Below are 22,935 nucleotides of genomic sequence, written 5' to 3'. Positions count from 1 at the left end.
TCTCCCTATGGGTCAGTCGGAGGTGAAGTCGCCGGAGGCGCGGGCGGACAAACGGGCGAGGAGCGCTCCGGGGACGGGGATGGTGCCGTTCGCACGGGCGGCGGCTTCGCGAGCGCGGCCCTGGTCGCCGGGGACGCGCCAGGTGCCGTCGGCCGCCGCCGCTGCACGCAGCTGGTCCGCGAGGCGTGTGTTTGCGGCGGCAGCGTCCATGTCAGGGTCGGCGAAGGTGGGATCGACGGCGATGAAGGCGTAGCCGGTGGTCCAGGTGGAGTCGACGTCGCGGCCCATGGGAAAGCCGAACACAGAGCCGGTCAGAGCCTGCACGAGTAGGGAGAACGCGAAACCGCGGTGCTCGCCGAAGACGATCGCGGAGGAGGCGGCGTGAGGATCACAGGTGGTGCGGCCATCGGCGTCGACGAAGCACTGCTCGGGCAGGGGCTGGCCTGAGCGGCGGTGCTCCCACAGCACGCCCATCGGCGAGCGGGTGGTGCCCATGTCCGCGCTCAGGGGCTCGCCGAGTGTGGGCAGGGCGAAGGAGAGGGGGTTGACGCCGAGTACGGGAGTGGCGCCGCCGGCCGGAACGGCTTCGGCCCGCGAGGTGTTTGCGGCAATACCGACCAGCCCGTGTGCGGCGATGGCTTCGGTGAAGGTGGACAGGACCCCGTAGCGCTGGGTGTTGATGACCCCCACCAGACCGACGCCGAGACGGCGGGCCCGCTCCGTGGCGGCGGCGGTGGCGAAGTCAGCGCTGAGCGGTCCTATCTCGCGGTGCGCGTCGACGACGGCGATCGCGCCGCGTGCGCGGACAATCTCGGGCGGGGCCTGCCGCTCCGGAAAGAACCGGGACTCGAAGGCGAACTTCGCCAGCCCGTGGGAGGGCTTGCCGCGCAGTTCTCCGACGAGGAAGTGGTCGGCCACTCGGCGGCCTGCGCCGCGGGGGATGCCCGCAGCCGTACAAGTTCTGACCATTAGGTCCGTGAGGTCGCCGATGGGCACCTCTACGCAGGACGGATCAGCGGAGGCAGGAGAGGGATCGCGGCTAGAGCGGGCGGTGTTGGACATGAGACTCCCATTCGGCATGGCTGGCTGGGACCGTGTGGGCGGCCGGTCGGGGGGCGGGGTCGGATCAGTACTGCACGAAGGACCATCAAGACGCTCTCGGTGGTGTCGTGCCGCAAGGGGGACCGGGCGATTACCGGAGCGATGTGGTGAGAGCCTCGGCTGTGTGGTCTACCAGCGCCGTCAGCCGCTGGAGTTCCGGTCCGCTGCGGGCGCGGCGGAATCCCTGCCGACGCCCGGAGAAAGCAGCCTGAACGGCGTGGAGTTGGGCCCATCGCCTGGCCCGCGTGCGGTCGAGCTCGGCGGCTTCGACGAAGGCGTCCAGAATCCGGTGAACATCCGCAGGCAGGTTTCGAGCGTCGAGGAGCGTCGGAAGACGTGATTTGAGGAGCGTTCCGGCGTCGTAACCGGGATCTCCCGCGAACCCTTTGGGGTCGACAGCGAGCCAGGGTTCCCGGTCGGCCCGCAGGATGTTGCGGCCGTGCAAGTCTCCGTGAACCATCAGGCTGGGCTGATGGCGGGCAAGGTCCTGAAGAGTGCTCAGCGCGGTGTTCACGATGTGCGCGGACAGGGGGTGCCCGAGTGCGTTGTCATCGGCGCGCAGTTGCTGTTCCCAGGCAGCAACCTGCTCTTGCAGGCGAGGCATGTCGGCTGGTGCGGGCACGGCCAGGCGGTGGTTGAGCGCTCCGGCGACAGAGGCGACGTCTTCGCCCTGTTCGGTCTGGGCGAGCGTCACAGGCTGCACGCGTTCCAGGAGCATGGCGTAGCGGCTGTCGTCGCGCTCGTAGAGGCGGACTGCACCGCGGCCTTGCCATCTCGTGAGGGCGTGCGGCTCGTGACGGTTGCCGGGATGAGGGAACGAGACCTTCAGAACCGCCGCCACGCCGTCGGCCTGGCGCCGCACGGGCACGATCAGTGCGACTCCACCGTGAAGGGGCTCACCATCCACGGTGGCCCCCCAGCGTCCGAGCAGATCCTCGACGAGACCGGGCAGACTGTCCAGCCACACCTGGGCTTCACTCCCTTCGCGATCAAGGGTGGTTCGGGTGAAAGCCTCGGGGACGCCGGTCACCGTGGCAGCGTACGCGTCCGGCGGGCGGTCTCCCGGGACAACGCGTGGGGCGCCCTGAAGTCGAGACAGCGGCGGCGTGGGGTTCATCGAGAGGTCCTTCCGGAGCATGGCTCGTGTAACTGGGCGTGACTGCATCGGGCTGACGCGGACGGCGCGGCCCTGACAGCGGATCAGAAGTAGTCCGCCAACCACGGTTCGCGCTCCGTGGTGGCAGTGAGGAGGCGGCCGAGCGTGCGGGGATCCCCCTCCAGCCCAGAGAGCAGAGCCGCAGCCGCACTCCGGTATCCGCCGGCAAACCAAACCGCGAACTGGCCTCTTGTCAAAGTCAGTTGAGGCTCGCGGTCAGTGGGCTTCAGCTCGCCTTCGCCGCTGGCGATGCGCAAAGAGAACCGATCAACAGCCGTGCCGTCCTCCGTCACGATGGCGACTGTTAGATCAAGGTCCGCCTCCTGGGACCAGCCGCGTAGCTGGACAGCGCGGCGCAGATCCAGCACGCGCAGCATCCATGGATGCCAGGCCGTGGCAGCCGCCACGGCACGGGGCAGGCGATATTGCAGCAACGAGGCAGGCGGCAGTCCGGTGCGCTCGAACATCACGGTAGGGATGCGGGCATGGTGGCGGCCGAGAAAGGCGAGCATCGCATCAGCAGCCGCCGCGTCGGCGGCCCAGAAGCCGTGGACGACCAGATGCCGGCCGCCGGGAGTGTGCTGCGTCGCCACCATTAGGGCGCCGCTCGGCTCCAGCCCGCGCTCGGCGAACCCGTAGGTCTCCAGGTCCGGATGCCGTTCCTGCTGCCAGGTGCTCCACCATGCGGGGCGCTGCCACGGCCCATTCCACCGCCCGGCCAGCCGGTCACGCAGCTCCGCCAGCTGCACGGTGTCACCGTGGGTGATCTCCAACGTGTCGCCGGCCGCGTGCTTGAGGGCGAGCGTGGGCACCGTCCAGGAGAATACCTGCGCCGGGGTTTCCCAGCCCAGCCGACGCACGTAGCCGATGGAGGCCGTCCACAGCGTGGCGAGGACCGCACCCTGGTCCTGCAAGGCGCGCACCCGCTCCTGCACGAGCTGGGCGGCGAGTCGGCCACCGCGCTCCTCCGGGGCGACGCAGCCGCAACCCATGCTCGCGGCGGGCACCGGCCTGCCTCCGAACCACTGCGGCACGAGCATGCCCATACCTCCAGCGACGACCAGGCCGCCGCGCAGCGCCACCCGCCGGTCCGCGTACGGTCCCAGACGCGTGATGTCAGGCACCGGTTGGCCGTAGGCGCGGCGGGCCAGAGCGTCGTACTCCTCCCACTGGGCGTTGTCGGCCTCGGTGAACTCCACGTCCACGGTGCGGCTCCCCCGCTTCTAGTAGCCGGTGGCGTCGCGAACGACGTCCGGATCGGCGGGGACGAAGAAGGTGCGGATGCCGGTGACGACCAGATCCTCACGCTGGTTGAACCCGTCAACCCGGCAAGTGACGATGCCCTGGTCGGGGCGGCTGCCCGAGCGGCGAGCGGACAGGACGGTGCTGCGCGCGGACAGGGTGTCGCCGACGTGGACGGGCGTCTTCCAGCAGACCTCGTCCAGGGCGAGGTTGCCAGTGGTCATGCCGCTGGTGGAGCGCACCGTCATACCGAGCACGATGTTGAGGGTGAGCATCCCGCACACCAGAACCTGCGGGTTCCCGGTACGGCGGCAGTACTCGATGTCAGAGTGGATCGGCGCCTCGTTGCCCATCAGCGCGAGGACCTGGACGTGCTCCGTCTCGGTCACCGTCCGCGCCGGCCGGTGCTCGATGACCAGGCCGGGGACGAGGTCGTCCAGGCCCAGGCCCACAACCTCCCGGATCAGGTCCGCTTTCACCCGGCGGAATCCGGCGGGAGCGGACAAGTGCTGCTGCATCATCAACTCGCTTTCGGAGAAGGGGCAGTGGCGGCAGGGCGGCGGTCGGCCCGGCGGACCACAGCGCGTGCGGCTTCGACGAGCGGTGGCCCCACCATCGCGCCGTCCGCCGTGGTGATGCCGCTTCCCGTCCCGACCGCCGCGGCGGCTGCGTCGAGCACCGCACGGGCTGCCTCCAGCTCGCGCGGGCTAGGAGCGAACGTCTGCGCGATGATGCTCAGCTGACGCGGGTGGACGGCGACCTTCCCCGCGAAGCCCAGCTCGACCGCCTCCAGCGAGTCCCGGCGTAACCCGTCCTGATCCTCAAGAGAGAAGTAGGGCGAATCAACGGCGGGGACGCCGGCAGCGGCGGCTGCGGTGATGAGCTGCGCGCGCGGGTACCACATTGCCCTGGAAGTGATCTGGCACCCGGCCGCCGCTGCGTAGTCGGCGGCGCCGAACAGCACCCCCGCCAGACCCGGAGTGCGCATGATGCCGGGCAAGCCCATGATCCCCCGGGGAGACTCGATCAGCGCCCAGACCCGAGTCGCCGCGCGCGCCCCGTGCACGGCCCGAACCACGGCCTCGATCTCGCGGCCTGATTCCGCCTTGGGCACGACGACGAGGTCCGGCCACAGGCTCCCTTCGCCCATGGCGGCGACATCACGTAGGCCCTCAGAGCCGTCCACCGCGTTGATCCGTACGCCCAACAGCGGCCCACTGGCCCCCCGCGCGCGGTCCCCGACGAAAGCGAGCACGGCCGTCCGGGCATCGGCCTTGGACCCGGCCGGCACCGAGTCCTCCAGGTCGAGCAGCACCACTTCGGCGCCGGAGGTGATGGCAGTCTCGAAGCGTGCGGGCGCGATTCCAGGAGTCACCAGCCAGGTCGGCCCACTGGGCCCGGCAGGCGCGGGCGTCGTGGAGTTCGCCCGATCCAACGGAGACTGCATGTCGATCCCCTTTCGAACAGCGGAGCAGTCCATCCGTGCGCCAGTACGGGCACGCCGGGCTGAAAGTAGGGACGAGGAGTAGGGCAACGGCACCCGCGTGATCGGACGTCGAGCGGTGTCGGTGGTGCGCCGGGCTCCGTAGGCCGATGCCCTCAGTCGCTGAGGTGATCGAGTGTCGACCAACTGTGCGCACAGATGTAGAGGCTGGCGGGAGTCCCGCGGGAGTCCTGCACGCTGCGGCAGTACGCTCAGGCCGAGCCCGCCTGATTGGATTTCGTCGTGGACGAGGACGAGCGCACGCCCCACCCGCTGGCCGCAGTCCGAACTGCACGCGGTTACAACCGTGTTGAGTTCGCCGAAGCCATGCATGACGCTGCCCGTCGTCGCGGACTGCGCTCCGGTGCCGACAAGGCTCGGATACGCAAGTGGGAGGTCAACGGAGTACTGCCCGATGCCGTCTCCCAGACCTACATCGCGGAAGCCCTGGGCATCCCCGAGGCTGACATCGACCCGGCCACTTGGCCCACATGGCTTCCTCGCGTCGACAGAGGGGTTATACCGCTCGGCCACGCCCACGCCGCGCCCGCTCTGCGAGAGGCCCTTAACACCATGGACCGCCGAACCCTCCTCAGTGTCCTCCCAGGTTCTGCGTTCGTCGCGCTGGCCGGAGCCTGGGCCGGAACCGAACCCAAGGCTCTCGCCGCCGTACCTCATCGCCCCGGCGCTGCGGTGGGCGAGGACATCGTGGCGTTGCTGGAAGAGACCAGTGCCCGACTTAATGTGCTGGCCACCGAACAGCGCCAGCACATCGCGCCCCTTTATGACGCGCACCTCACTCACGTCACCGACCTGATCGATGGACGACGATATTCCCGACCCCTGGGAATGCGCCTGCACAAGCTTGCTGCCAGCCTCTCGCAGACGGTCGCCTGGATCCGCTTTGACCGCGGCGAGTACAGCGCCGCCAGTCGGTACTGGATCGCGGGGCTGCACGCCGCCCATATCGGAGACGACCGGGACATGGGTGCAGCCCTCCTCAGCGATCTGGCGTACCAGGCATCTTGGCGTGACGACCCGAGCACCGCCGCCGGCATCCTGACGAAGGCCCTGACTCGCAGCACCCACCCCGTAGCCAGCTCGCTGCTGCACTTGCGCCTGGCACGAGCCCAAGCTGCGCTCGGCGAGTCCCGTGCCACCCTGCGTTCGCTGAGCACGGCAGAACGTCTGCTTGGGACCGGGAACGCACGCGACGTCCCCCTTTGGTGCTCGTGGATGTCGGTTGCCGACCTCGCCGTGGACTCGGGCCGCTGCCTGCTCGATCTCGGTGACACCACCCAGGCGCAGACCCTCATCGCCGACGGCCAGGCTCTGCTGCCGGAAAGTCGCGACAAGACGCGTGGCGTCTTCCTCGCGTACCGGGCCCAGGGCCACCTCAGCCGTCGTGAACCTGAGTCCGCGGCCGTCGACGCCTTGGAAGCGTTCCATCTGGCCGAACGGATTGGCGCACCAAGGTGCGCTCAGCTCGTTCGCGACATGGTTCCCGCCTTCGCTCCTTACAGGACTGCGGAAGGCGTGGCCGCCCTGCTGCACGCCGTCACGTGACGAGATAGTTTGGCGGGAGGCGTTCACCATCTCACCGGCTTTCCGGCGGCGCGGCGCCCGCAGGTAGTGACCCGGCGTCGCCCACGCGGTGCCGCGCCGAGGAGTTCTTCGAAGCGGGGGCGCGGAAGTAGCAGATGCGTGCCAGCCGCCCGAGATCGCCGCGCAGGCTGGACGCCAGATCGCGGTTCGCGCTCCGCGGCGAGGAGACCGTCACGCTGTGCTCCGCTGGTGTGCGCCGATAGCCGACTCCGGTGCGGCAGAGGGCGTGACAGGGGTGCCTTCCGGGATCGTGGGGCCGTCGATGAGCGCTTGAGGGGCGAGCGGTGCGAAGTTCCGCCGCAGCGCGTCGATGAGTCGGCTGCGCGAGAGGTCGACCACGACCGCGGCGTGGTCGCTGAGGCCGGTCATGTCGAGCACGGTGACCGAGGTCACCGCTTGCACGGACCAGGGGTCGAGGTAGAAGTGGTCGATGCGGCAGGGGCCGCCCTGGTCGGGGCGTGCGAACCCGGCGGTGGCGGTCAGGGCGTCGGGTTGCCCGAGCACGCGGGCCGCGTATCGGGCGGGGTCGTGCATTCCGCAGTCCAGCAGGACGTTGTCCACCACGGTGCAGCTGGCCCAGGACCCGTCGGTCTGCCTCTGGGCCCGGTGCTGTCGGTGGACGATGTCCGTGATTGCGGGCGAGGACCAGTCGATCGGTGGAACCGTCTCGCCGGCCGAGGCGGGGTAGGAGTTGGTGTCGCCCGCCAGCCAGCACGCGGACCAGCCGGAGTCCGGTGGGCGGCGTTGAGCGCGCACCTTGTCCACCAGAGCGGTCATCTCCTGCACTTCGGCCAGTCGCCCGACCGGGGAGCAGAAGCTGTGGTGGAAACTCGCGGTGATGATGGGGACGTCGGGCACCTCGGGCAGCGTGATGACGGTGCTGGCGGGCGGGGTGCGGTGTACGTGCGGGTAGTCCCGCTGCTGCCCGATGGTGAAGGTGGTGGGGCGCACGAGCAGTCCGACCGGGTTGCGTCCCTGGCCCATGCGCGCCCGGAAGCCGCGCATCCCGAGCGTCCGTTGCAGAGCACGCCACCGCCGCTCGGCAGCCTCCCGTTCCTGCGCACTCGCCTCGGGGCGCGTCTGGGAGTGGGTGAGTTCGGTCAGTGCCACCCAGTCCGGTTCCAGGGGCGCGAGAACCCCTTCGACGGCGTCGAGCCAGCGGCGGGGCAGCACGCCCGGTCGTGGCTCGGGGCCGCCGTCGTACTCCAGGTTCATGAGGATGAGCCGGATGGGGTCATGGTCGCCAGGCACGGTGGCGCTCCTTCTGCTGTCCGCTCCGTGGAGCCGTGGGACGCGGCCCGGTGCTCCGAGCCCCGTCCCACGGTGTGTGGGTGGTGGTGCTCAGTAGCCGGTGGGCTCGGTGTCAGGGCAGGCGGCGACGTAGGCGTCCTGCAAGGCCGTGTGGAAGGCCATGGCGGCCGGGTCCCCGGCGGCTTCCTTCTGGCGGAAGGTTCCGTAGGTCTTCCAGTAGCTGCGGCCGACCTCACGCTCCATGACCGAGTCAGCCACGAACCGGAGACCAGCGCCGCCGATGGCGCCCAGCCGGTGGCGCAGCGCGAGTCCGCAGAGCTGGCGGTTCAGGTGCAGGTGTCGCTTCCACTGCTCGATGTCCGCGCCTTCAGGAGCCCATGCTTCGGCGAGTTCGGGGTTGTCGACGAGCACCCCGAGCCAGTCGGTGTGCAGAGCGGTGAGAGCGATGTGGTTGCGCTGGTGCTGGTGGCGTTCGCTCTGCACGAGCCGCGTGACGCCGACGGCCGCGAGGAGGAGAAGGACGTGCGGGGTGCGGATGGGCATGGGAGAGCCTTCCGGGACAGAGGGAGAGGTGGTGGGGCTTCAGGCCGCAACGGCCAGCACGGTCGGGGTGATCGTCGTGGTCATGTCGCTGGTCGGGATCGAGGCCAGGCGCGCTCGCACGGCGGCGAGCGCGTCTGCCGCCGGGGGCAGGCCGACGTCGGCGCGTCGTGCGTCGAGACCGTCCGGCTCGTGCACCGGGCAGGGCTGCGGCCCGGTCGGGCCGAGCCAGTACTGGGTGCCGAAGTCCTGATGGCCACGGCAGCCGAGCAGGGCCCGGTCGTGCAGGTGCGCCCAGTCGCGCAGGGAGGCGTCGCCCCCGTCCGCGGCCCGGCGCATCAGGCGGGCGGCCACGGCCTGGAGGTCCGGAAGGTCATCGGCGTGCAGAGCGAGCCGCCAGGCCGCGTGCGCGGCGTCCGGGCCGACGAGACGGTGGCCGGGCCAGCCGTGCTCGGCGATGACGCGTCGCAGGATGCTGCCACTGGCGTAGTCGTCGTGGCGGCCCGTCCAGAGCCGGACGCCGTCGAGCTGGTCCTTCTCGCGTTTGGCCCAGCTCTCGGCCGCCCGCGCAGCACGTGCCAGTAACTCCCGTGCCAGAGACGGTTGCTGGGGTGTGGGGACGTTCATGACGTGCTCCGGAATTCGGTGAGGGGGACGGTGCAGTGGATGGCGACGGTCAGGGTGGGGATGTGTTCTGCCGGCCGGTGCAGACGGGTGACGCGCTCTCCGAGCGACCCGGTGGCGGTGCCGAGGCTGGTCCAGCCCAGGGCGGCGACGTACTCGATGAGGTGGGCGACCACCTCGGCGGGCGTGGCGGTGCCGGCCGCTAGTAGCGCCTCGACGCGGACCCAGGGCAGGCCGGACCGCGCGGCGAAGTCCGCCGCCCACATGGTCAGCAGCCGGGCCACGCCCATGCCGCCCTGGCCCGGCAGGGTGTAGACGTGCCGCAGCAGCAGGGCCGGCCCGCCATCCTCGCGCCCCCAGCGCCGGGTGTCCGGGTCGCGGTCGAGCATCAGGCAGCAGACCAGAAGGCCGTCGTCATACAGGCCCACGGGCACGGACGTCTCGCGGGAGAGCTGCGGGACGTTCGCGGCCCCGATGCGCGGCGCGTACTTGCGGGCGAGCCATTCGAGCCGGTCGGTGACGAGCGCCGCTGCCTCGGCCCAGTCGGCGTCGGTGCGCAGCGGCCGCATTTCGTAGGCGGCGTAGGGCTGCACCGGGCCGGTGGGCGTCTCGGCCGGAGGCGTGGCGCCGGACAGGTGCGGGCTCATGGGCACGCCTCCTGCGCAGCAGCGTTCGGGCTGGAAGCGCCGAGCAGTCCCCAGCCGTGGCCGCGGACGACGACCTGGAGCCTGTTCGCACTTCCCGTCGCCGCGAACAGCCGCGGCAACTCCCAGTCCAGTTGAGCGCGTGGCATGGATGAGGCGCGGGCTATGTCCTTCAGCGCGGAGTTCGTGGCGACCGCCGCCATGAGGCTGAGCTGGCCGTGGCTGAGCGTGGGTTCCGGGCCCGGCGGCACGCGGGGCGGGTCGACCAGATCGTTGACGATCAGCAGATTCGCGAGGACCGCCCGTGAAGCGTCGGGGCAGCCCAGCATGCAGCGCAGATCGTGCAGGGCGGCGTTGACCACCACCAGCCCCAGGCCGGAGCGGGACGGGATCTTCAGCGCGTGGACTCCCTGGGCCAGGAGGTCGGCGACGCACTGCTGATCGGTCGTGAGTTGAAGCGACGGGGATGATGCCATCGGGATTCCTGGGGGACGACAGAGGACAGCAGGGGGGCAGTCGGCCCCTGGCGTGGAGCGGGCACCGGGGACGGCTGGAGGCGCCGTGCGGTGGCTATACGAAAGGGGCATGGGCAGCCCGGTCCTCGAACCTGCTGACCGCGCCTCGCGCTTCGGTGTTCTCGCCGCTGGAGGCGTCGAAGAGATTCCAGCCGTAGGCCCGGACGACGAGGTCGAGGGGGTGCTCGCTGTCGGTGGCAGTGAGCAGATGCCCGACTCGCCGCTTGACCGTGTCGATACCTCCGAACCCCAGGCTTTCGCCGATCTCCCGCCGAGTGGACAGGGTGGCCACCGCTATCAGCAGCCTCTTCTCCTCCGTGCTGAGGGAGGGAGGCGTCGTCGAGGGCGCGGGGGGAGGCACGAGCGAGCCGCTGCTGAGCAGGCGGTACGCGAGAACCGCTTGCGAGCAGCCGGGACATCCGAATTTGCGGCGTACGGCCTTCAGCGTGCCCTTGACGGCGTCCACCGTCTTGCCTGCCCGCGGGCCGATGTCCCGGACCTCGACACCCTGGACGAGGAAGGTGGCGATGCGCCGCTCAGTCGGCGTGAGCAGGGGAGTGGCCCGGCTGGCGGGCACCTTGACCGATCCGGTGCCCGTCATCGTGGCGGCCGAGTGGCGGTCAGTCAGGGAGGGGAGGGCGACCGCGCTCGGGACGCACCCGGTCGCGTGCTGCCGGGCCCCGAGCAGCTGCCACCCGTGAGCCAGGGCGACCAGATGCTCGGCGGTGCGCGCACCGGTCACCGTGCACAGGAGCTGGATCTTCTGGCGGACGGCGACGAGGCTGAGACCGATCTTCCTGGCGACGGCGTCGCGGTTGTGTTCGTGTACCAGTGCTTCCAGCAGGCTGCGGTGTCCGGCCGCGAGGTCGGGGGCCGCGCGGCGGGGCCTGGGCGTCGGAATGAGGCCGCAGACCAGAAGGACGTGGACGAGAGCGGGCAGACTGCCACACTGGCTGCCGGTCTTCCGGCGCATGCCCGCCACGTGACCGTTCACCGTGTGGCGTGACAGACGCAGGCGCTTGGCGATCTGCTTCCTGGGGATGCCCCTGGCCAGGAGAACGGCGATGCGGTGCTCGGCGGGGGACAGCTGGAGCTTGGTGTGCTCGGTCATCTCGTCTTCTCGTCGTGCCATGGGTGGTGGGGAGCCCTGCCGACGGCCTCCGGCGGGGGTGGGGAGGCCGACGGCAGGGGGTGGCCCGTGCGCGGCGGCGTGTGTCAGGAGGGGGCCGCCGCGCACGGGGGTCTAGGCGGGCGTGGGGTCGAGGTCGGAGTCGGACCGGGCCCACGCCGTGGTGGCGGCCAGCCGCTCGGACCACTGGACGGGGGCTGTGCCCAGGGCGGTGTCGGCGAGCCGGAGGAGCTGGATCATGCCGGTCCCGGCGGGCGCGTAGGTGCACTGGATGTCGCGCCACAGGCGCTGGAGCAGGCCGGTCCCGTCCAAACCCCGGGCGCCGTGCAGCTCCATCGCGTCCTGGGCGCTCCGAGCGGCGTAACGGTGCCCCAGGAGCTTGGAGTTGATCAGCTCAGGGTCACAGGCAATGCCGCGGTCGAGGAGGTGCACGGCCAGGTACGCGAGGTCACGGGCCGCGCGCACACGGGATTCCACCGCACCGATGCGCTGGTGGACGGCGGGTATGTCCGCGAGCGATCCGCTGTACCGCTGCCGGTTCTGGAGGTAGCGATCGGTGAGTTCCGCGAGGGTTTCATGCACGCCGAGGCTGACCGCCGCCAAGTTCGGGCGGCCGTAGAGGATGCTGCTGGACTGGGACACGTCCATGCCCTGGCCGACCTTGCCGATGATGTTTTCCTTGCGGACGCGGACGTGCGCGAGGTCGAGCCGTCCGGCGGAGAAGCCGCGCAGGCCGATGGCAGGCCGGTGGGGCTGGACGGTGAGTCCCTCGCTGTCGGCGTCGACGAGGAACGCGGTCAGTGCCTGGGACGTCCTGACCCCGACGGGTGCCGTCCGGGCGATCACCAGATGGCCCCGTGCGATGTGGCTGTTGCCGACGTGGACCTTGCTGCCGGTGAGGACCCAGTCGTCGCCGTCGTGCACGGCGGTGGTCTCGATGCCGCCGATGTGCCCGCCGGCTTCGGGCTCGGTGGCCGCGATCGTCAGCAGCCCGCTGCCGTCGGCGACCGGCGGCAGCCACCGGGCCTTCTGCTCGTGGGTGGCGAAGGACATCAGGGCGCCGACGGGGATGTGGGTGGCCTGGAGGATGGCCGCGGACGCGGCCGAGACCCGCGCCAGCCGGTGGATCACGACGGTCTTGGCGACTTGCCCGGCTGCGAGCCCGCCGTACCGCTTTGGCACCGTGAGCGCGAACCAACGCTGGCCAGCCATGAGGTCCGCGATCTCGCGCTCCACCACGTCGGGAGCGGCCTCCATGCCCGCGACGCGCGGCGCGACCTCCTCGGCGCCGAAGGTATCCACCTCGTCCCACAGCTGTCGGTGGTCGGCGGTGAGGAAGGCGGTGAGCGCGGGTGGGACGGTCGTGGTCATTTCCCTCTCCCTGGGTGAAGTCGCACGGTGGACGGCGGCCGGATGAGCCGCGCGGGCTTCCGGGTGGGGGGGGGCGAGGCCGGACTAGTACCGGTTCGTCTCGCGGATGTGGCGCGTGAGGGCGGCCGGTGCCGGGATGCCGGTGGGTTCCGGGTTGTGCCGCTGCGTCTGCTGGTGCTCGGTGGCGATGTGGTCGATGAGGTCGAGCGCCTGCTTGCCGAAGTCCTTGATCAGGTCGACCCCGGCGTGGCCCCAGTTGTTCTGGACGGTGCTGATCGCGCAGACGGTGCCGAGGGCGACGCCGGTGGAAGGGTGGATCAGCGGGACGCCGAGGTAGGACTGGACGCGGAGCCTGCTGATGGCGGTGTTGCCGGACCATCGCGGCATGGCGTGCACGTCGTTCAGGGGGAGAGCACGGCGCCGGTGCAGGGTGTGCACGCACCATCCCTCGCTGAGCGGCATCCTGCGCATGCTGGTGGTGGCGGGCGTGTCGGCCTGGCTCGCGCCGCCGGCGGGCAGGTAGAGCCCGGCGAAGTACTGGTCGTCCTGGATGATGTTGACCATGGTCCCCAGGTGCTGGTGGCCGACCAGCTTCGAGGCCGCCGCCGCGAGCCTGCGGGCGAGGTCGTCGAACTGCGGGACGGGACGGTCTTCCGCGAGTCCGAGGTGCGGCAGCAGTTTTTTGCGCCGCGCGAGGTCGGGGTCCTCGGGGCCGTCGTGGAGGCCGCTGGCGGGGTTGAAGGTGGGCATCAGGCGTCCTGAGTCTGGGGAGTCGGGGCGGGAGACGGGATGGCGAGGGACTGTTTGCGGGCGTGGCGGACGAGGGCGATCAGTACCTGTTTCGTGGAGGCCCGCAGGCGCGCGTCGCACGAGACCAGCGGTACGTGCTCGTGCAGCCGGATGGCGCCGCGGATGTCCTGCTCGGTGTACCGGTGGGCGCCGTCGAAGTTGTTGACGGCGACGATGAAGGGCTGGCCGCGTCGCTCGTAGTACTCCACGGCGGCGAAGCAGTCCTCCAGGCGTCTGGTATCGGCCAGCACGATCGCGCCGACGGAGCCGAGGGCGAGGTCGTCCCACATGAACCAGAACCGGTCCTGGCCGGGGGTGCCGAAGAGCTGCAACTGGACGCGGATCGGCGGCAGGTCCAGGGTGATCCGCCCGAAGTCGAGCGCGACCGTGGTGCCGGTCTTCCGCTCGACGCCATGGAGGCGGTCGGTGCCGGCGCTGGCCTGGGTCAGCTCCTCCTCCGTGCGCACCGGCGGGATCTCGCTGATGGCGCCGACGAAGGTGGTCTTCCCGGCCCCGAATCCACCGGATATGACGATCTTGAGGGGGAGGACGGGGAGTTCAGAGTTGGTGTAGTCCTGCAAGGACCCTCTCCAGAATGTGTGGGTCGCGTTCGGCGTGGCGGAAGCCGACGGGCATCGCGTCGACCAGGTAGCCGTCGTCCAGGAGGTCGGACAGCAAGATTCTGGTGACGTGAAGCGGAAGGCCGGCGCGTCCGGCGATCTCGGTCACGGACCGCGGCCCCTGCCGGCCGCACGCGCTCAGGACCTGGGCGTGGTGTGGTTGCAGCGGTGCGGAGGGCGGGTCCGTGCTGGCCTGGAGCATCGTGTGCCGGTCGAGATCGCGGGTCGGCGTGACCCGCCCGCGCACCAGGGCGTAGGGCCGCACGGCCCCCAGGGCCTCGTTGCTCCACTTGCTGCCCTCGGGGGCCATGTCACTGCACCGGCCTGCCCGCGGTCCCCGTCAGCTCGCGGGCGGGGACGGACATGTCGCTGGGGAAGCGCTTGATCAGCAGGGACGACTCCAAGCCGATCACTCCAGGGTCGGCCTCGCTGCTCGCGAGCACGGTGAACAGGGCTCCGCTCCCGGCGGCCATGATGTAGAGGCAGCCGCCCCCGACGTCCATCAGGATCTGGTTGACAGCGGTTTCGCCTTCGAGGAGTTCCGAGGCGGCCTTGGCGAGGGAGAGCACGCCGCTGGTGATGGCGCTCAGCCGACTGGCGGTGGCGTCCCCGTCGTCCGTGAGGTTGTGGTGCGCGATCAGCAGCCCGTCACGGGACGTCACCAGCGCGGCGCGGGCACCGCTGGTCTCCTTGACGAACTGGGTGAGCAGCCAGGTGAGTTCACTGGTCTTGGGGGTCACGGTTGGTCTCCATGAGGGGGAGTGGGGTTTCAGTCGGTGTGCTGCGTCGCACCGGCGGCCTTTTCCTGGCCGGCCTTGAACTGCGCGAACGCGAACGGGTCGGCGGTCTTGCGGTCGGGCGCCGGGGCCTGCGGGCGATCGCGCAGCTCCGGGGCGAGGTAGGACTGGGACAGATCGCGGGAGGGCAACGGTGGCGCCGACGAGGTGTGCCCGGCCGAGGGAGCCGGGACGGCAGGGGTCACCTCCCGTCGGGCGGAGGTCCGCTCCGTGGGTCGCCTGGGTAGCGGCATCGACGGAGCCGGCACCTGATCGGGCGTGGGAGTCCTCCCCGCCACCGGGCGGGGCGGGACGGCGGCCATCTGAAGGGTGGCGGAGGTGAGATCGGGATCGGCCGACTCGGGGAACCGGGAAACGCCCGGCTGCCCACTCGCCTGCGCCTGCGCCGGCTCCTCGTCGGCAACGAACAGCCGGTGCGGAATCAGGACGACGGCCTGGTTGGCGCCGTAGATGTTGGGCCGGAACTGGACCTGTACGCCGAGCCGCTGGGCGTGCTCGGCCACCACGCGCATCCCGATACGGCCGTCACGGGCGAACTCGCCGCCGAGCTGGCGGGAGTCGGCGGCCAGCAACCGGTTGAGGTGCTGCATGGTGGCGGCCGGCATCAGCTTGCCGCGGTCGTCGATCTCGATGATCACCCCGGCCGGCACCCGCTCGGCACGCACCATCACCGGGGTGTCGGGGGAGGAGAACATGGTGGCGTTCTCGATCAGCTCGGCCAGGAGGTGGACCAGGCGCACGGTGACTTCACCGACCACGAGGTCATTGACCACGGTCACCTGCTGCACCCGCGTGTAATGATCCACCTGGGATATGGCGTGCTGGATGACCGCGGCAAGCAGGAGCGGCGTCGCGGACCGGCGCGGGAGGGCCCCGCCGATCAGCGCGAAACTGTCGGCCAGGCGCCGGATGCGCGTGACGCCGTGATCCAGCTTGAACACCTCGGGCAGAATCTCCGCGTCCTCGATGCTCTCTTCGAGCCGGTCGAACCCGGTCAGCACCTGGCCGACCAGGCTCTGCATCCTGCGGCTGATGGTCAGGAGCGCCGCCTGCTCCGATGACACCGAGCTGTCGGCCACACGCCGCTGCACATCGGCGACGAACTGTCCGAGGTCCAACTCCAACTGAGCGAAGGGGCCGCACGTCCGCGCCGTCTCGGCCTGGCGCACGCCGGGCGCCTCCCCCTTGCGCACCCGCCGGACGGTGGCATCCACCTCCCGCAGAGCATCGGGGAGAACAGAGCGGAGTTGCGCGACGCTCTGTTCCACCTGCTGGTCGAGGGCCGCCCTTTCCTGCTTCGCCTCTACTACGGCGGCGGTTCCCAACCGCCCGGCAACGCAAGCGGAAACGACGCTGCCGGTGATGACCACGGCCGCCCACACCGGCCACGCCCGGTCGGACAGCCCGGACGTCGTGATGAACCAGTAGGCACCCACGGTCAGGAACAGCGTCACGGCCACCGGCAGCACGACGATCAGCCGTATTCGACGGCGGAGCCCGGAACACGGTGCCTCGCGCTTCGTCGGCGCCGCGCGATGGCGCGTGACCGGACGGGTGGGGGACGCGCGGTCGGACATGAAGATCCTCACCTAGACGTGGACAGTTCGGGGTTGGTCAGGCGGCGGGCGCGGGCGAGGAGAAGGGCGCGAAGTCCCTCTCGGTCCCGAGCGCGACGCTCACCGCAGGCGCGTCGGCCGGCCGCGTGTGCTGCCAGAGCAGCAGCGCACTCAGCACCAGGCCCAGGTGGCTGAACGCCTGCGGGAAGTTCCCCAGCTGGCGGCCAGCCTCGGGGTCGTACTCCTCCGCGAGGAGCCCCAGGTCGCTGCGCAGGGTCAGGAGGTGCTCGAACAGCTCGGTGGCCTCGGCCACGCGGCCGATCAGCGTGAGGGCATCCACCAGCCGGAACGTGCACAGCAGGAAAGCGCCCTCGTCACCGGCCAGGCCGTCCACCCCCGCGTGCTGGCCGTCGGTGTTGTACCGCCACACCAAGCCGCCCACGGTCAGTTCGCGTTGGATGGCCTCGACGGTGCCGATGACGCGCGGATCGTCGGGCGGCAGGAACCCGGTGCCCGGAATCACGAGCAGGGCGGCGTCCAGCTCGGTGGAGCCGTAGGACTGGGTGAACGTGTTGCGCACCGGGTCGAAGCCCTTCGCGCAGACCTCGGCGTGGATCTCGTCGCGCACCGCGACCAGCTCGGTCAGGTCCACGTCCAGCGCCCCGGCCTCGGCAAGGCGGATGGTGCGGTCCACCGCCACCCAGGCCATCACCTTGGAATGCACGAACTGCCGGCGCGGACCCCGGACCTCCCAGATCCCCTCGTCCGGCTCCCGCCACCGGCGCACAAGCTGCCCGGCCAGCTGCCGGTGCAGAGCGGCGGTATCCGCGCACCGCGCGATCCCGCTGGCGTGCGCGAGGGCCAGGGTGTCGATCACCTCGCCGTACACGTCGAGCTGGAGCTGATCGGCGGCCCCGTTCCCGACCCGCACCGGCGCCGAGCCCTTGTACCCCGGCAGCCACGGCAACTGCCGTTCGTGCAGGTCGCGTTCGCCGGTGATGCCGTACATGATCTGGAGGTTCTCCGGGTCACCGGCCACCGCCCGCAACAGCCACCACCGCCACGCCGCCGCCTCATCCCGGTAACCGGTGCTGAGCAGGGCGGAGAGGGTCATGGAGGCGTCGCGCAGCCAGGCGTAGCGGTAGTCCCAGTTGCGGACACCGCCGATGTCCTCGGGCAGCGACGTGGTCGGCGCCGCCACGATCGCGCCGCTCGGCGCGTACGTCAGCGCCTTCAGGGTGATCAGGGACCGGATCACGGCCTCGCGGTACGGCCCGTCGTACGTGCACCGGCCCACCCACTCCCGCCAGAACTCCAGCGTCGCGGTGAGCGACTCCTCCGGGTCCGGCACCTCCGGGGCCGGCGCGTGCGACGGCGACCAGCTCAGCATGACCGCCACCGTCTGTCCGGCCGCCACCCGGAAACGGCCGGCGAGCGCGCCCTCCTTCTCGGTCTGCTCCACCGGGGTGTCGACCCAGAGCGCGTCCGCACCGGCCTCGGCCACCGCCCGGCCGCCCACGGTGTGTATCCAGGGGACGGTACGGCCGTACCCGGGCCTCGGACACAGGCGGGACACCATCGCCACTTCGCCGTACAGGCCCTCCACGACCCTGATCACCTGCGGCGCCGGGGCGTGCGGCGGCATGAAGTCCCGCACCCGCACCGTCCCCGTGCCGGTGACCCACTCCGACTCCAGGACGAGCGAGTCCCCCACGTACCTCCGGACCACAGTTGCTCGGCCGCTGGCGCCGTCCGCGGACGCCGGAGCGAGCACCCAGGAGCCGTGCTCAGGTGCTCCCAGCAGGGTCGCGAAGGGGGCAGGCGAATCGAACCGGGGCAAGCACAGCCAGTCGATCGAGCCGCCCGGGCCGACGAGGGCACTCGTGCGCATGTCACCGATGAGGGCGAATTCCTCGATAAGGGGAGTGGAAATCATCGTGTCAGTGCTCCAAAAGCGCACGCCGCACCGCGGCTGCCGCAGGTAGTGGTGAACAGAGAGGGTGTCGGCGCCTCAACCGTCTTCGGCCGGACGGTCGGCAGGCTCATCCGGGTCTTGGCCGGCGGACTGGCGGCCGCCCCGCACGATCAACCCGGCCATGGCGACGGTGACCGTGACCAGGGCAGCACCGAAGCCGGACATCAACGCCAGCTCGGGGCCGCCCGTAGACGTCACGAGCCTCGCCCGCCCCTGATGCGGAAGGTGCACCACGTCATCCGGCCATCCGAGGAGACACCCCAGTCCCGCGCGAGGACAGCGACGAGCCACAGGCCGCGCCCCGACTCGTCGTCGTCGGTGGGGGTGCGCAGGATCGCGGGAGCCGGATTGTTGTCCCTGACCTCGACGCGAAGTTCGCCGTCGTGGCAACGAAGCCGGAGGCCGACCGCGGCGCCCCTGCCGTACTCGACGGCGTTGGTCACCAACTCGGAGACGACGACGGCCACATCCTCGAACAGCGCCGTGTCCAGACGGTGAACCGTCAGGTAGTGGATGGCCATCCGACGCGCGATCCGTACGCAGGAGCGCTCTGCTGCGAACACCACCTCGAAGGGAGGTGCCGTCGGCACAACATCGGGTACGGAGGCCAACGCACCAGCTCGGTCCAGAGTCATCCGGTGCCTCCCAAGTGAACGGGCATTGGATCGGGCACGGGAAGGGCTTGCTCGCGCCGCGACCGACCTCCCCTACATGGGGAGCTTCAGGGGACACGAGTGTGATTCCGGAGCGGCCTTGGGCCTATCTCTGTAGCGATATCTCTGTAGAGATATGGAATCCCGCCTATCGTGTGGAGCGGTTGAGGGTTCCATTCAGGGGGATGATTTGAAATCGCCGACCCGTACCTGCACGCAGTGCACGACCGAGCTGAGCCAGTACAACTCGGGGGACCTCTGCGCTGCGTGCGCGAAGGCGAAGTCTGCCCCTGGGGTGCCCGACCGAGCGTGGCGGCAAGATGCCGTCCACCAAGCCCTGGCTGCTTGGGACTTCGGCGAAGTGCTCCGCCTGGTGCGCAAACGGTCAGGACTATCGCAAATGGCTGTACACGACCTGACAGCGTTGCCTCAGTCCTTCATCTCAGCTCTGGAGCAGGGTCATAAACAGGTCGGCAGCCCCGCTACCCTCCTTGACCTGCTGAATGGTCTCGGGATTCCTGAGGATCTGCAGCATCTGCTCCTGGCGCCCCTCAGCCGGAATGCACCAAAACCGGGTCTTAGCGCAGCGGTTGAGGCGGCGCTGCCCTGGACGGCGGACCGTATGGTGGCGTCACTTGAAGTGGCAATCGGAGGTACCACCGCCATGAAGCGACGCCGTGTGCTCACCGCCCTGAGCGGCGCTACCCTCACTCAGTACGTCATGCAGTCCGCTGTTGCCCCGGTAGAAGCTCTGGCGTCCTCCGGCACCACCACCGTCACCGAGGGCCTGGTCGACTCTCTGCAAGGCACCACCGATGCTCTGCGTCGTGCCGACGCCGTGGGCGGCAGCGGGGCCCTTGCCGAGACCGCCCGGAATCACTTGCAGATGCTGGTCGGACTACTCAAGAACGGCCGCTGCAGTCAAGCACTCCTCCGCCGTCTGGCAGCCGTTGCCGCCGACACCGCCTCGCAGGCTGGTTGGTACACGTTCGACAGCGGCGACCACCACGCCGCGCAACACCTCTTTCTCGGGGCGCTCCGTGCGGCTCATGCCTCAGAGGACTCACGCCTACGCGCCGGCGCTCTCGGGTTCCTGGCAATCCACGGATACTCCGCAGGCGATCCCCGCGACGCCATCACGGCAGCTCGTGCAGCACGTCAGGCCATCACAGACCAGGACGCGCCCGCGTTGCACGCCATGCTCCTCACCCGCCAGGCCCGAGGGCACGCCAAGCTGCGCGAAGAGCACCACGTCAAAGCGGCACTTGGCGAAGCCGAAGAGCTGTGCAGGCGGGGGGCCGGTGAGGATGACCCGCACTGGCTGTATTGGATCAATCCGGGGGAGATCCTTGGGCAGACCGGCAGTTGCTACCTCGATCTAGGCAAGCCGGACCAAGCCGCCCGTGCTTTCGCTGACGCACGTAAGGTTCTGCTGCTCGATCAGACGCGAACTAGTGCCCAGTTCCTCGCACGCGCCGCAGTGGCCCAGATGCGGGCCGGTGACGCCGATGCTGCTTGCCTCACCGCGCACGAGGTCCTTGACCTAGTAGTTCGAGTACGCTCCGTCCGTCTCGACGATCACCTGCGAACCATGCTGGACGAAGCCCGTCTCAACCGGGATTACAGGCCCGTGCAAGATCTCCTCGACCGGGGGCGAAGCGTACTGAGCGAGCGGGTGGTGGCGTGAATCTGACCCTCGTCCTCTGGGACATCGACCGCACTCTGCTGTACACCGGCGACATCGACCGGCAGGTGTACAGCGAGCTGTTTGAAGAGGTAGTCGGCCGCCCCGCCGAGCATCTTCCCGCGCGCGGAACCGGGGTGACCATGCCACTCGCGGTGCGAGAACTCCTGCGCGTCAACACGGTGGAACCAAGCCGGATCGAGGAACTCGCCCAAGAGATCGTCCAGCGAATGCCCGGGCAACTCGGTAGCCATCACGACGACATCGTCCGCACGGGCGAGGTCATGCCCGGTGCTGCCGCCGCGCTCGCTGCTGTCCACCAGCGGCCCGATTTCCTGCCGACCGTAGTGACCGGCAATCTGCGAGGAAGCGCCGAGATCAAGCTCAAGGCCCTGGGTCTCGATAAGTACCTCGATCTCGCCACGGGCGGGTACGCGTCCGACAACTCCCACCGTCCTGCACTGGTGCGTGTGGCGCAGCAGCGGTCTGGCGTCCGCTACCGCTGCAATTTCACCCGCGAAACGACTGTGATCATCGGCGACTCCCTCGAAGACGTTCGCACCGGACGGGAAGGAGGCGCCAGCGTAATCGCCGTCGCGTCCGGGACAACCTCCTCCTATGATCTGGCCGCCGCTGGCGCCCACCACGTCATACCGGACCTCACCGATCCCCAGCACCTACTCGAACTCATTGCGCAGTGCGTATAGAACGCCGGCTCCGCTGGCTGGCGTGCGCCCGCCGGACAGCATCGCGGTGTGGGTTCCCGGCCGTCGACGGCTGTTCAGGCGCTACGCCGCCCGAGCGCCAGGAGAATCGGAGCAGTAACGCGGGCCGATCGAATTGCGAAGGCAAAGGGCCGTAGAGAGGGCGGCGTAGTCGGCTTGCGTCAGGGCGGCCGCTGCAGGGGATCGACGCCTTCTCCCACCTGACGGTCACATGGCGTTTCCACCTGGCACGCCCCGAGGACGTCCAGCTCCATGCACGCAGCCCACGAGGGAACCCGGACTGGCCCGCGACCGGCACATTCGTCCACCGCAACCACCGGCGCCCCCACCAACTGGCGATCAGCTATCCGCGCTTGCTCGAAGTGAAAGGCCGGGACCTCGTGGTCACCGATCTCGACGCTGTGGACGGAACACCGGTACTCGATCTCGCGCCGTACTTCGAGCAGATGGGCCCCCGCGGGGTTGTACGCCAGCCCGCTTGGCCGAGCGAGATGCTCGACCCTTGCTACTGGACCGACGCGGCCGATCGAGCTGTGTAGTGAGAGCACGCCACACGCGATGGGGATAGGTGTAGTCATCATCGGGCCTGCCCAGCATTGACGCGGAAGGTGCACCACGTTGTCCGGCCGTCGCTGCTGACCCCCTAGTCCCGGGCGAAGGCGGCGACGAGCCACAACCCCCGCCCCGATTCGGAACCTTCGTCGGCGTTGCGGAGAGCCGCCCGGACTCGTGTTGCCGGCTTCAACCTCGATGAGGAGGCCGCTGTCGGGGAATCGAAGCCGAAGCGCGACGGCATCGCCCGTTCCGTACTCGATGGCGTTGGTGACCAGCTCGGAGACGGCGAGTTCTACGTCCTCGATCACGGACAAGCCCACGCCGTAGAAACGGGTGGCTGTCAGGTCGTGTGTGCGTCCAGGCAGTACGAGAGATCCACAGCAGCATGCCAGCGGGATCGGTCACGACCTGCAGGTTCACGCCGTGGCGGCGGTGCACCTGGGAGCAGTCGGTCTGGCCGTTGCCGACGCGGTCGCACTTGGCGAGTGTTCCGTCAAGCAGGACGTACTCGGGGTCGGTCTCCCGCAGGATGCAGTCCGGGTGCGCGGCGCAACAGGTGGTTCACGACGGCGTGCCGCAGTCGGCATGGCGGCGTTACGGCGGGCATTCGCCCACGGCAGACGAGAAAGACCTTCCAAAGACTGGAACCCTCTCCGGGGTTATGTCAAGGTACAACACCCCGGACGCACTGGGTCGGTAAGCGGCCCACCGGGCGACCCTATGGGGAGTCTCCTCTGTCGACGTATGCATTCCTAGCTGTGCGGCTGAATTCCGCTGCCCATATCGCTCTGGGATCGCTGAATGCGAGGCCAGCGCACACTCAATTGAACTACGCGTATCCGGCTCAGTCGGCTGTTTGTACGTATGTGCAGGGGCCCTTTTGAGGCGGATCCCTGCGACGAGAGTGTTGCTCGAATGCC

Annotated in this window: 23 protein-coding genes and 2 pseudogenes; 4 read left to right on the top strand and 21 right to left on the bottom strand. The window is 69.7% G+C overall.

Annotated features, from left to right (window positions below):
* Positions 1 to 12: 12 nt before the first annotated feature.
* The 5 genes from ABZ898_RS03965 to ABZ898_RS03945 all read right to left on the bottom strand — a co-directional run bounded on the left by ABZ898_RS03965 (position 13) and on the right by ABZ898_RS03945 (position 4,946).
* Positions 13 to 1,062, bottom strand: a complete 1,050-nt coding sequence (locus tag ABZ898_RS03965; protein ID WP_361652484.1) for an Ldh family oxidoreductase — start codon at positions 1,060 to 1,062, stop codon at positions 13 to 15.
* A 130-nt stretch (positions 1,063 to 1,192) separates the two neighbouring features.
* On the bottom strand, positions 1,193 to 2,131 hold the full coding sequence (locus ABZ898_RS03960; RefSeq protein ID WP_361652482.1) for an aminoglycoside phosphotransferase family protein: 939 nt from the start codon (positions 2,129 to 2,131) through the stop codon (positions 1,193 to 1,195).
* A 170-nt stretch (positions 2,132 to 2,301) separates the two neighbouring features.
* Positions 2,302 to 3,462, bottom strand: a complete 1,161-nt coding sequence (locus ABZ898_RS03955) for a GNAT family N-acetyltransferase (protein WP_361652480.1) — start codon at positions 3,460 to 3,462, stop codon at positions 2,302 to 2,304.
* Positions 3,463 to 3,480: 18 nt separating this feature from the next.
* Positions 3,481 to 4,020, bottom strand: coding sequence for a MaoC family dehydratase (locus ABZ898_RS03950; protein WP_361652478.1), 540 nt, complete (start codon positions 4,018 to 4,020; stop codon positions 3,481 to 3,483).
* Positions 4,020 to 4,946, bottom strand: a complete 927-nt coding sequence (locus tag ABZ898_RS03945) for a CoA ester lyase (RefSeq protein ID WP_361652476.1) — start codon at positions 4,944 to 4,946, stop codon at positions 4,020 to 4,022. Before ABZ898_RS03945 ends, ABZ898_RS03950 begins: the two co-directional genes overlap by 1 nt.
* 279 nt (positions 4,947 to 5,225) lie before the next feature.
* Here ABZ898_RS03945 and ABZ898_RS03940 point away from each other — a divergent pair, with 279 nt between their 5' ends.
* On the top strand, positions 5,226 to 6,548 hold the full coding sequence (locus ABZ898_RS03940) for an XRE family transcriptional regulator (RefSeq protein ID WP_361652474.1): 1,323 nt from the start codon (positions 5,226 to 5,228) through the stop codon (positions 6,546 to 6,548).
* A gap of 31 nt (positions 6,549 to 6,579) precedes the next feature.
* Here ABZ898_RS03940 and ABZ898_RS03935 read toward each other — a convergent pair whose 3' ends face one another.
* From ABZ898_RS03935 to ABZ898_RS03865, 15 genes are all read right to left on the bottom strand, one after another.
* Complete coding sequence (locus ABZ898_RS03935) at positions 6,580 to 6,762, bottom strand: hypothetical protein (RefSeq protein ID WP_361652472.1); 183 nt, start codon at positions 6,760 to 6,762, stop codon at positions 6,580 to 6,582.
* Positions 6,759 to 7,838 (bottom strand): endonuclease/exonuclease/phosphatase family protein, encoded by a 1,080-nt coding sequence (locus ABZ898_RS03930; RefSeq protein WP_361652470.1) that lies wholly within the window; start codon positions 7,836 to 7,838, stop codon positions 6,759 to 6,761. Before ABZ898_RS03930 ends, ABZ898_RS03935 begins: the two co-directional genes overlap by 4 nt.
* A gap of 90 nt (positions 7,839 to 7,928) precedes the next feature.
* Positions 7,929 to 8,381, bottom strand: coding sequence for a DUF6082 family protein (locus ABZ898_RS03925; protein ID WP_361652468.1), 453 nt, complete (start codon positions 8,379 to 8,381; stop codon positions 7,929 to 7,931).
* 39 nt (positions 8,382 to 8,420) lie between these two features.
* Positions 8,421 to 9,005 carry a DUF6624 domain-containing protein gene (locus ABZ898_RS03920; protein WP_361652466.1) on the bottom strand — a complete coding sequence of 195 codons (585 nt, stop codon included), beginning with the start codon at positions 9,003 to 9,005 and terminating at the stop codon, positions 8,421 to 8,423.
* On the bottom strand, positions 9,002 to 9,649 hold the full coding sequence (locus ABZ898_RS03915; RefSeq protein WP_361652464.1) for a hypothetical protein: 648 nt from the start codon (positions 9,647 to 9,649) through the stop codon (positions 9,002 to 9,004). Before ABZ898_RS03915 ends, ABZ898_RS03920 begins: the two co-directional genes overlap by 4 nt.
* Complete coding sequence (locus ABZ898_RS03910; protein WP_361652462.1) at positions 9,646 to 10,122, bottom strand: hypothetical protein; 477 nt, start codon at positions 10,120 to 10,122, stop codon at positions 9,646 to 9,648. Before ABZ898_RS03910 ends, ABZ898_RS03915 begins: the two co-directional genes overlap by 4 nt.
* 94 nt (positions 10,123 to 10,216) lie before the next feature.
* Positions 10,217 to 11,293 (bottom strand): helix-turn-helix transcriptional regulator, encoded by a 1,077-nt coding sequence (locus ABZ898_RS03905; protein ID WP_361652460.1) that lies wholly within the window; start codon positions 11,291 to 11,293, stop codon positions 10,217 to 10,219.
* Positions 11,294 to 11,404: 111 nt separating this feature from the next.
* Positions 11,405 to 12,661, bottom strand: a complete 1,257-nt coding sequence (locus ABZ898_RS03900; RefSeq protein ID WP_361652458.1) for an acyl-CoA dehydrogenase family protein — start codon at positions 12,659 to 12,661, stop codon at positions 11,405 to 11,407.
* An 84-nt stretch (positions 12,662 to 12,745) separates the two neighbouring features.
* Positions 12,746 to 13,411 carry a GAF domain-containing protein gene (locus ABZ898_RS03895; RefSeq protein ID WP_361652456.1) on the bottom strand — a complete coding sequence of 222 codons (666 nt, stop codon included), beginning with the start codon at positions 13,409 to 13,411 and terminating at the stop codon, positions 12,746 to 12,748.
* Entirely contained in the window at positions 13,411 to 14,031 is a 621-nt protein-coding gene (locus tag ABZ898_RS03890; protein WP_361652454.1) for an ATP/GTP-binding protein, read from the bottom strand. The genes ABZ898_RS03895 and ABZ898_RS03890 overlap by 1 nt, the downstream gene beginning before the upstream one ends.
* Positions 14,009 to 14,380 (bottom strand): DUF742 domain-containing protein, encoded by a 372-nt coding sequence (locus tag ABZ898_RS03885; RefSeq protein ID WP_361652452.1) that lies wholly within the window; start codon positions 14,378 to 14,380, stop codon positions 14,009 to 14,011. The genes ABZ898_RS03890 and ABZ898_RS03885 overlap by 23 nt, the downstream gene beginning before the upstream one ends.
* Before the next feature lies 1 nt (position 14,381).
* Positions 14,382 to 14,810, bottom strand: coding sequence for a roadblock/LC7 domain-containing protein (locus ABZ898_RS03880; RefSeq protein WP_361652450.1), 429 nt, complete (start codon positions 14,808 to 14,810; stop codon positions 14,382 to 14,384).
* 29 nt (positions 14,811 to 14,839) lie between these two features.
* On the bottom strand, positions 14,840 to 16,444 hold the full coding sequence (locus ABZ898_RS03875) for an ATP-binding protein (protein ID WP_361652448.1): 1,605 nt from the start codon (positions 16,442 to 16,444) through the stop codon (positions 14,840 to 14,842).
* Between the two features lie 37 nt (positions 16,445 to 16,481).
* A complete protein-coding gene (locus ABZ898_RS03870) occupies positions 16,482 to 18,359 on the bottom strand; it encodes a glycoside hydrolase family 15 protein (protein ID WP_361652446.1) in 1,878 nt (625 codons plus the stop codon).
* 233 nt (positions 18,360 to 18,592) lie between these two features.
* A complete protein-coding gene (locus tag ABZ898_RS03865; protein ID WP_361652444.1) occupies positions 18,593 to 19,033 on the bottom strand; it encodes an ATP-binding protein in 441 nt (146 codons plus the stop codon).
* A gap of 154 nt (positions 19,034 to 19,187) precedes the next feature.
* Between ABZ898_RS03865 and ABZ898_RS03860 the strand changes: the two genes are divergently transcribed.
* The 3 genes and pseudogenes from ABZ898_RS03860 to ABZ898_RS03850 all read left to right on the top strand — a co-directional run.
* Complete coding sequence (locus tag ABZ898_RS03860) at positions 19,188 to 20,738, top strand: helix-turn-helix transcriptional regulator (RefSeq protein ID WP_361652442.1); 1,551 nt, start codon at positions 19,188 to 19,190, stop codon at positions 20,736 to 20,738.
* A 2-nt stretch (positions 20,739 to 20,740) separates the two neighbouring features.
* Complete coding sequence (locus ABZ898_RS03855; RefSeq protein ID WP_361653102.1) at positions 20,741 to 21,442, top strand: haloacid dehalogenase-like hydrolase; 702 nt, start codon at positions 20,741 to 20,743, stop codon at positions 21,440 to 21,442.
* A 191-nt stretch (positions 21,443 to 21,633) separates the two neighbouring features.
* A pseudogene (locus ABZ898_RS03850) lies at positions 21,634 to 21,999 on the top strand (TrmO family methyltransferase); the annotation flags it as partial.
* A 333-nt stretch (positions 22,000 to 22,332) separates the two neighbouring features.
* On the opposite strand, the pseudogene ABZ898_RS03845 reads toward ABZ898_RS03850, so the two are convergent.
* Positions 22,333 to 22,562, bottom strand: a pseudogene (locus ABZ898_RS03845) (transposase family protein); the annotation flags it as partial.
* Positions 22,563 to 22,935: the final 373 nt, after the last annotated feature.

Origin of the sequence: Streptomyces sp. NPDC046860 (assembly GCF_040645115.1) — a bacterium.
In the GTDB taxonomy this organism is placed as follows: domain Bacteria; phylum Actinomycetota; class Actinomycetes; order Streptomycetales; family Streptomycetaceae; genus Streptomyces.
The sequence above is the reverse complement of the archived record's forward strand: the minus strand, read 5'-3'. Positions and strand labels throughout refer to the sequence as shown.

Bases quoted from the DNA above. Each gene is read 5' to 3' on its own strand.
- ABZ898_RS03965 (WP_361652484.1), bottom strand. From the start codon at position 1,062: ATGTCCAACACCGCCCGCTCTAGCCGCGATCCCTCTCCTGCCTCCGCT.
- ABZ898_RS03950 (WP_361652478.1), bottom strand. From the start codon at position 4,020: ATGATGCAGCAGCACTTGTCCGCTCCCGCCGGATTCCGCCGGGTGAAA.
- ABZ898_RS03945 (WP_361652476.1), bottom strand. From the start codon at position 4,946: ATGCAGTCTCCGTTGGATCGGGCGAACTCCACGACGCCCGCGCCTGCC.
- ABZ898_RS03925 (WP_361652468.1), bottom strand. From the start codon at position 8,381: ATGCCCATCCGCACCCCGCACGTCCTTCTCCTCCTCGCGGCCGTCGGC.
- ABZ898_RS03920 (WP_361652466.1), bottom strand. From the start codon at position 9,005: ATGAACGTCCCCACACCCCAGCAACCGTCTCTGGCACGGGAGTTACTG.
- ABZ898_RS03915 (WP_361652464.1), bottom strand. From the start codon at position 9,649: ATGAGCCCGCACCTGTCCGGCGCCACGCCTCCGGCCGAGACGCCCACC.
- ABZ898_RS03910 (WP_361652462.1), bottom strand. From the start codon at position 10,122: ATGGCATCATCCCCGTCGCTTCAACTCACGACCGATCAGCAGTGCGTC.
- ABZ898_RS03905 (WP_361652460.1), bottom strand. From the start codon at position 11,293: ATGGCACGACGAGAAGACGAGATGACCGAGCACACCAAGCTCCAGCTG.
- ABZ898_RS03900 (WP_361652458.1), bottom strand. From the start codon at position 12,661: ATGACCACGACCGTCCCACCCGCGCTCACCGCCTTCCTCACCGCCGAC.
- ABZ898_RS03895 (WP_361652456.1), bottom strand. From the start codon at position 13,411: ATGCCCACCTTCAACCCCGCCAGCGGCCTCCACGACGGCCCCGAGGAC.
- ABZ898_RS03885 (WP_361652452.1), bottom strand. From the start codon at position 14,380: ATGGCCCCCGAGGGCAGCAAGTGGAGCAACGAGGCCCTGGGGGCCGTG.
- ABZ898_RS03875 (WP_361652448.1), bottom strand. From the start codon at position 16,444: ATGTCCGACCGCGCGTCCCCCACCCGTCCGGTCACGCGCCATCGCGCG.
- ABZ898_RS03870 (WP_361652446.1), bottom strand. From the start codon at position 18,359: ATGATTTCCACTCCCCTTATCGAGGAATTCGCCCTCATCGGTGACATG.
- ABZ898_RS03865 (WP_361652444.1), bottom strand. From the start codon at position 19,033: ATGACTCTGGACCGAGCTGGTGCGTTGGCCTCCGTACCCGATGTTGTG.
- ABZ898_RS03860 (WP_361652442.1), top strand. From the start codon at position 19,188: ATGGAATCCCGCCTATCGTGTGGAGCGGTTGAGGGTTCCATTCAGGGG.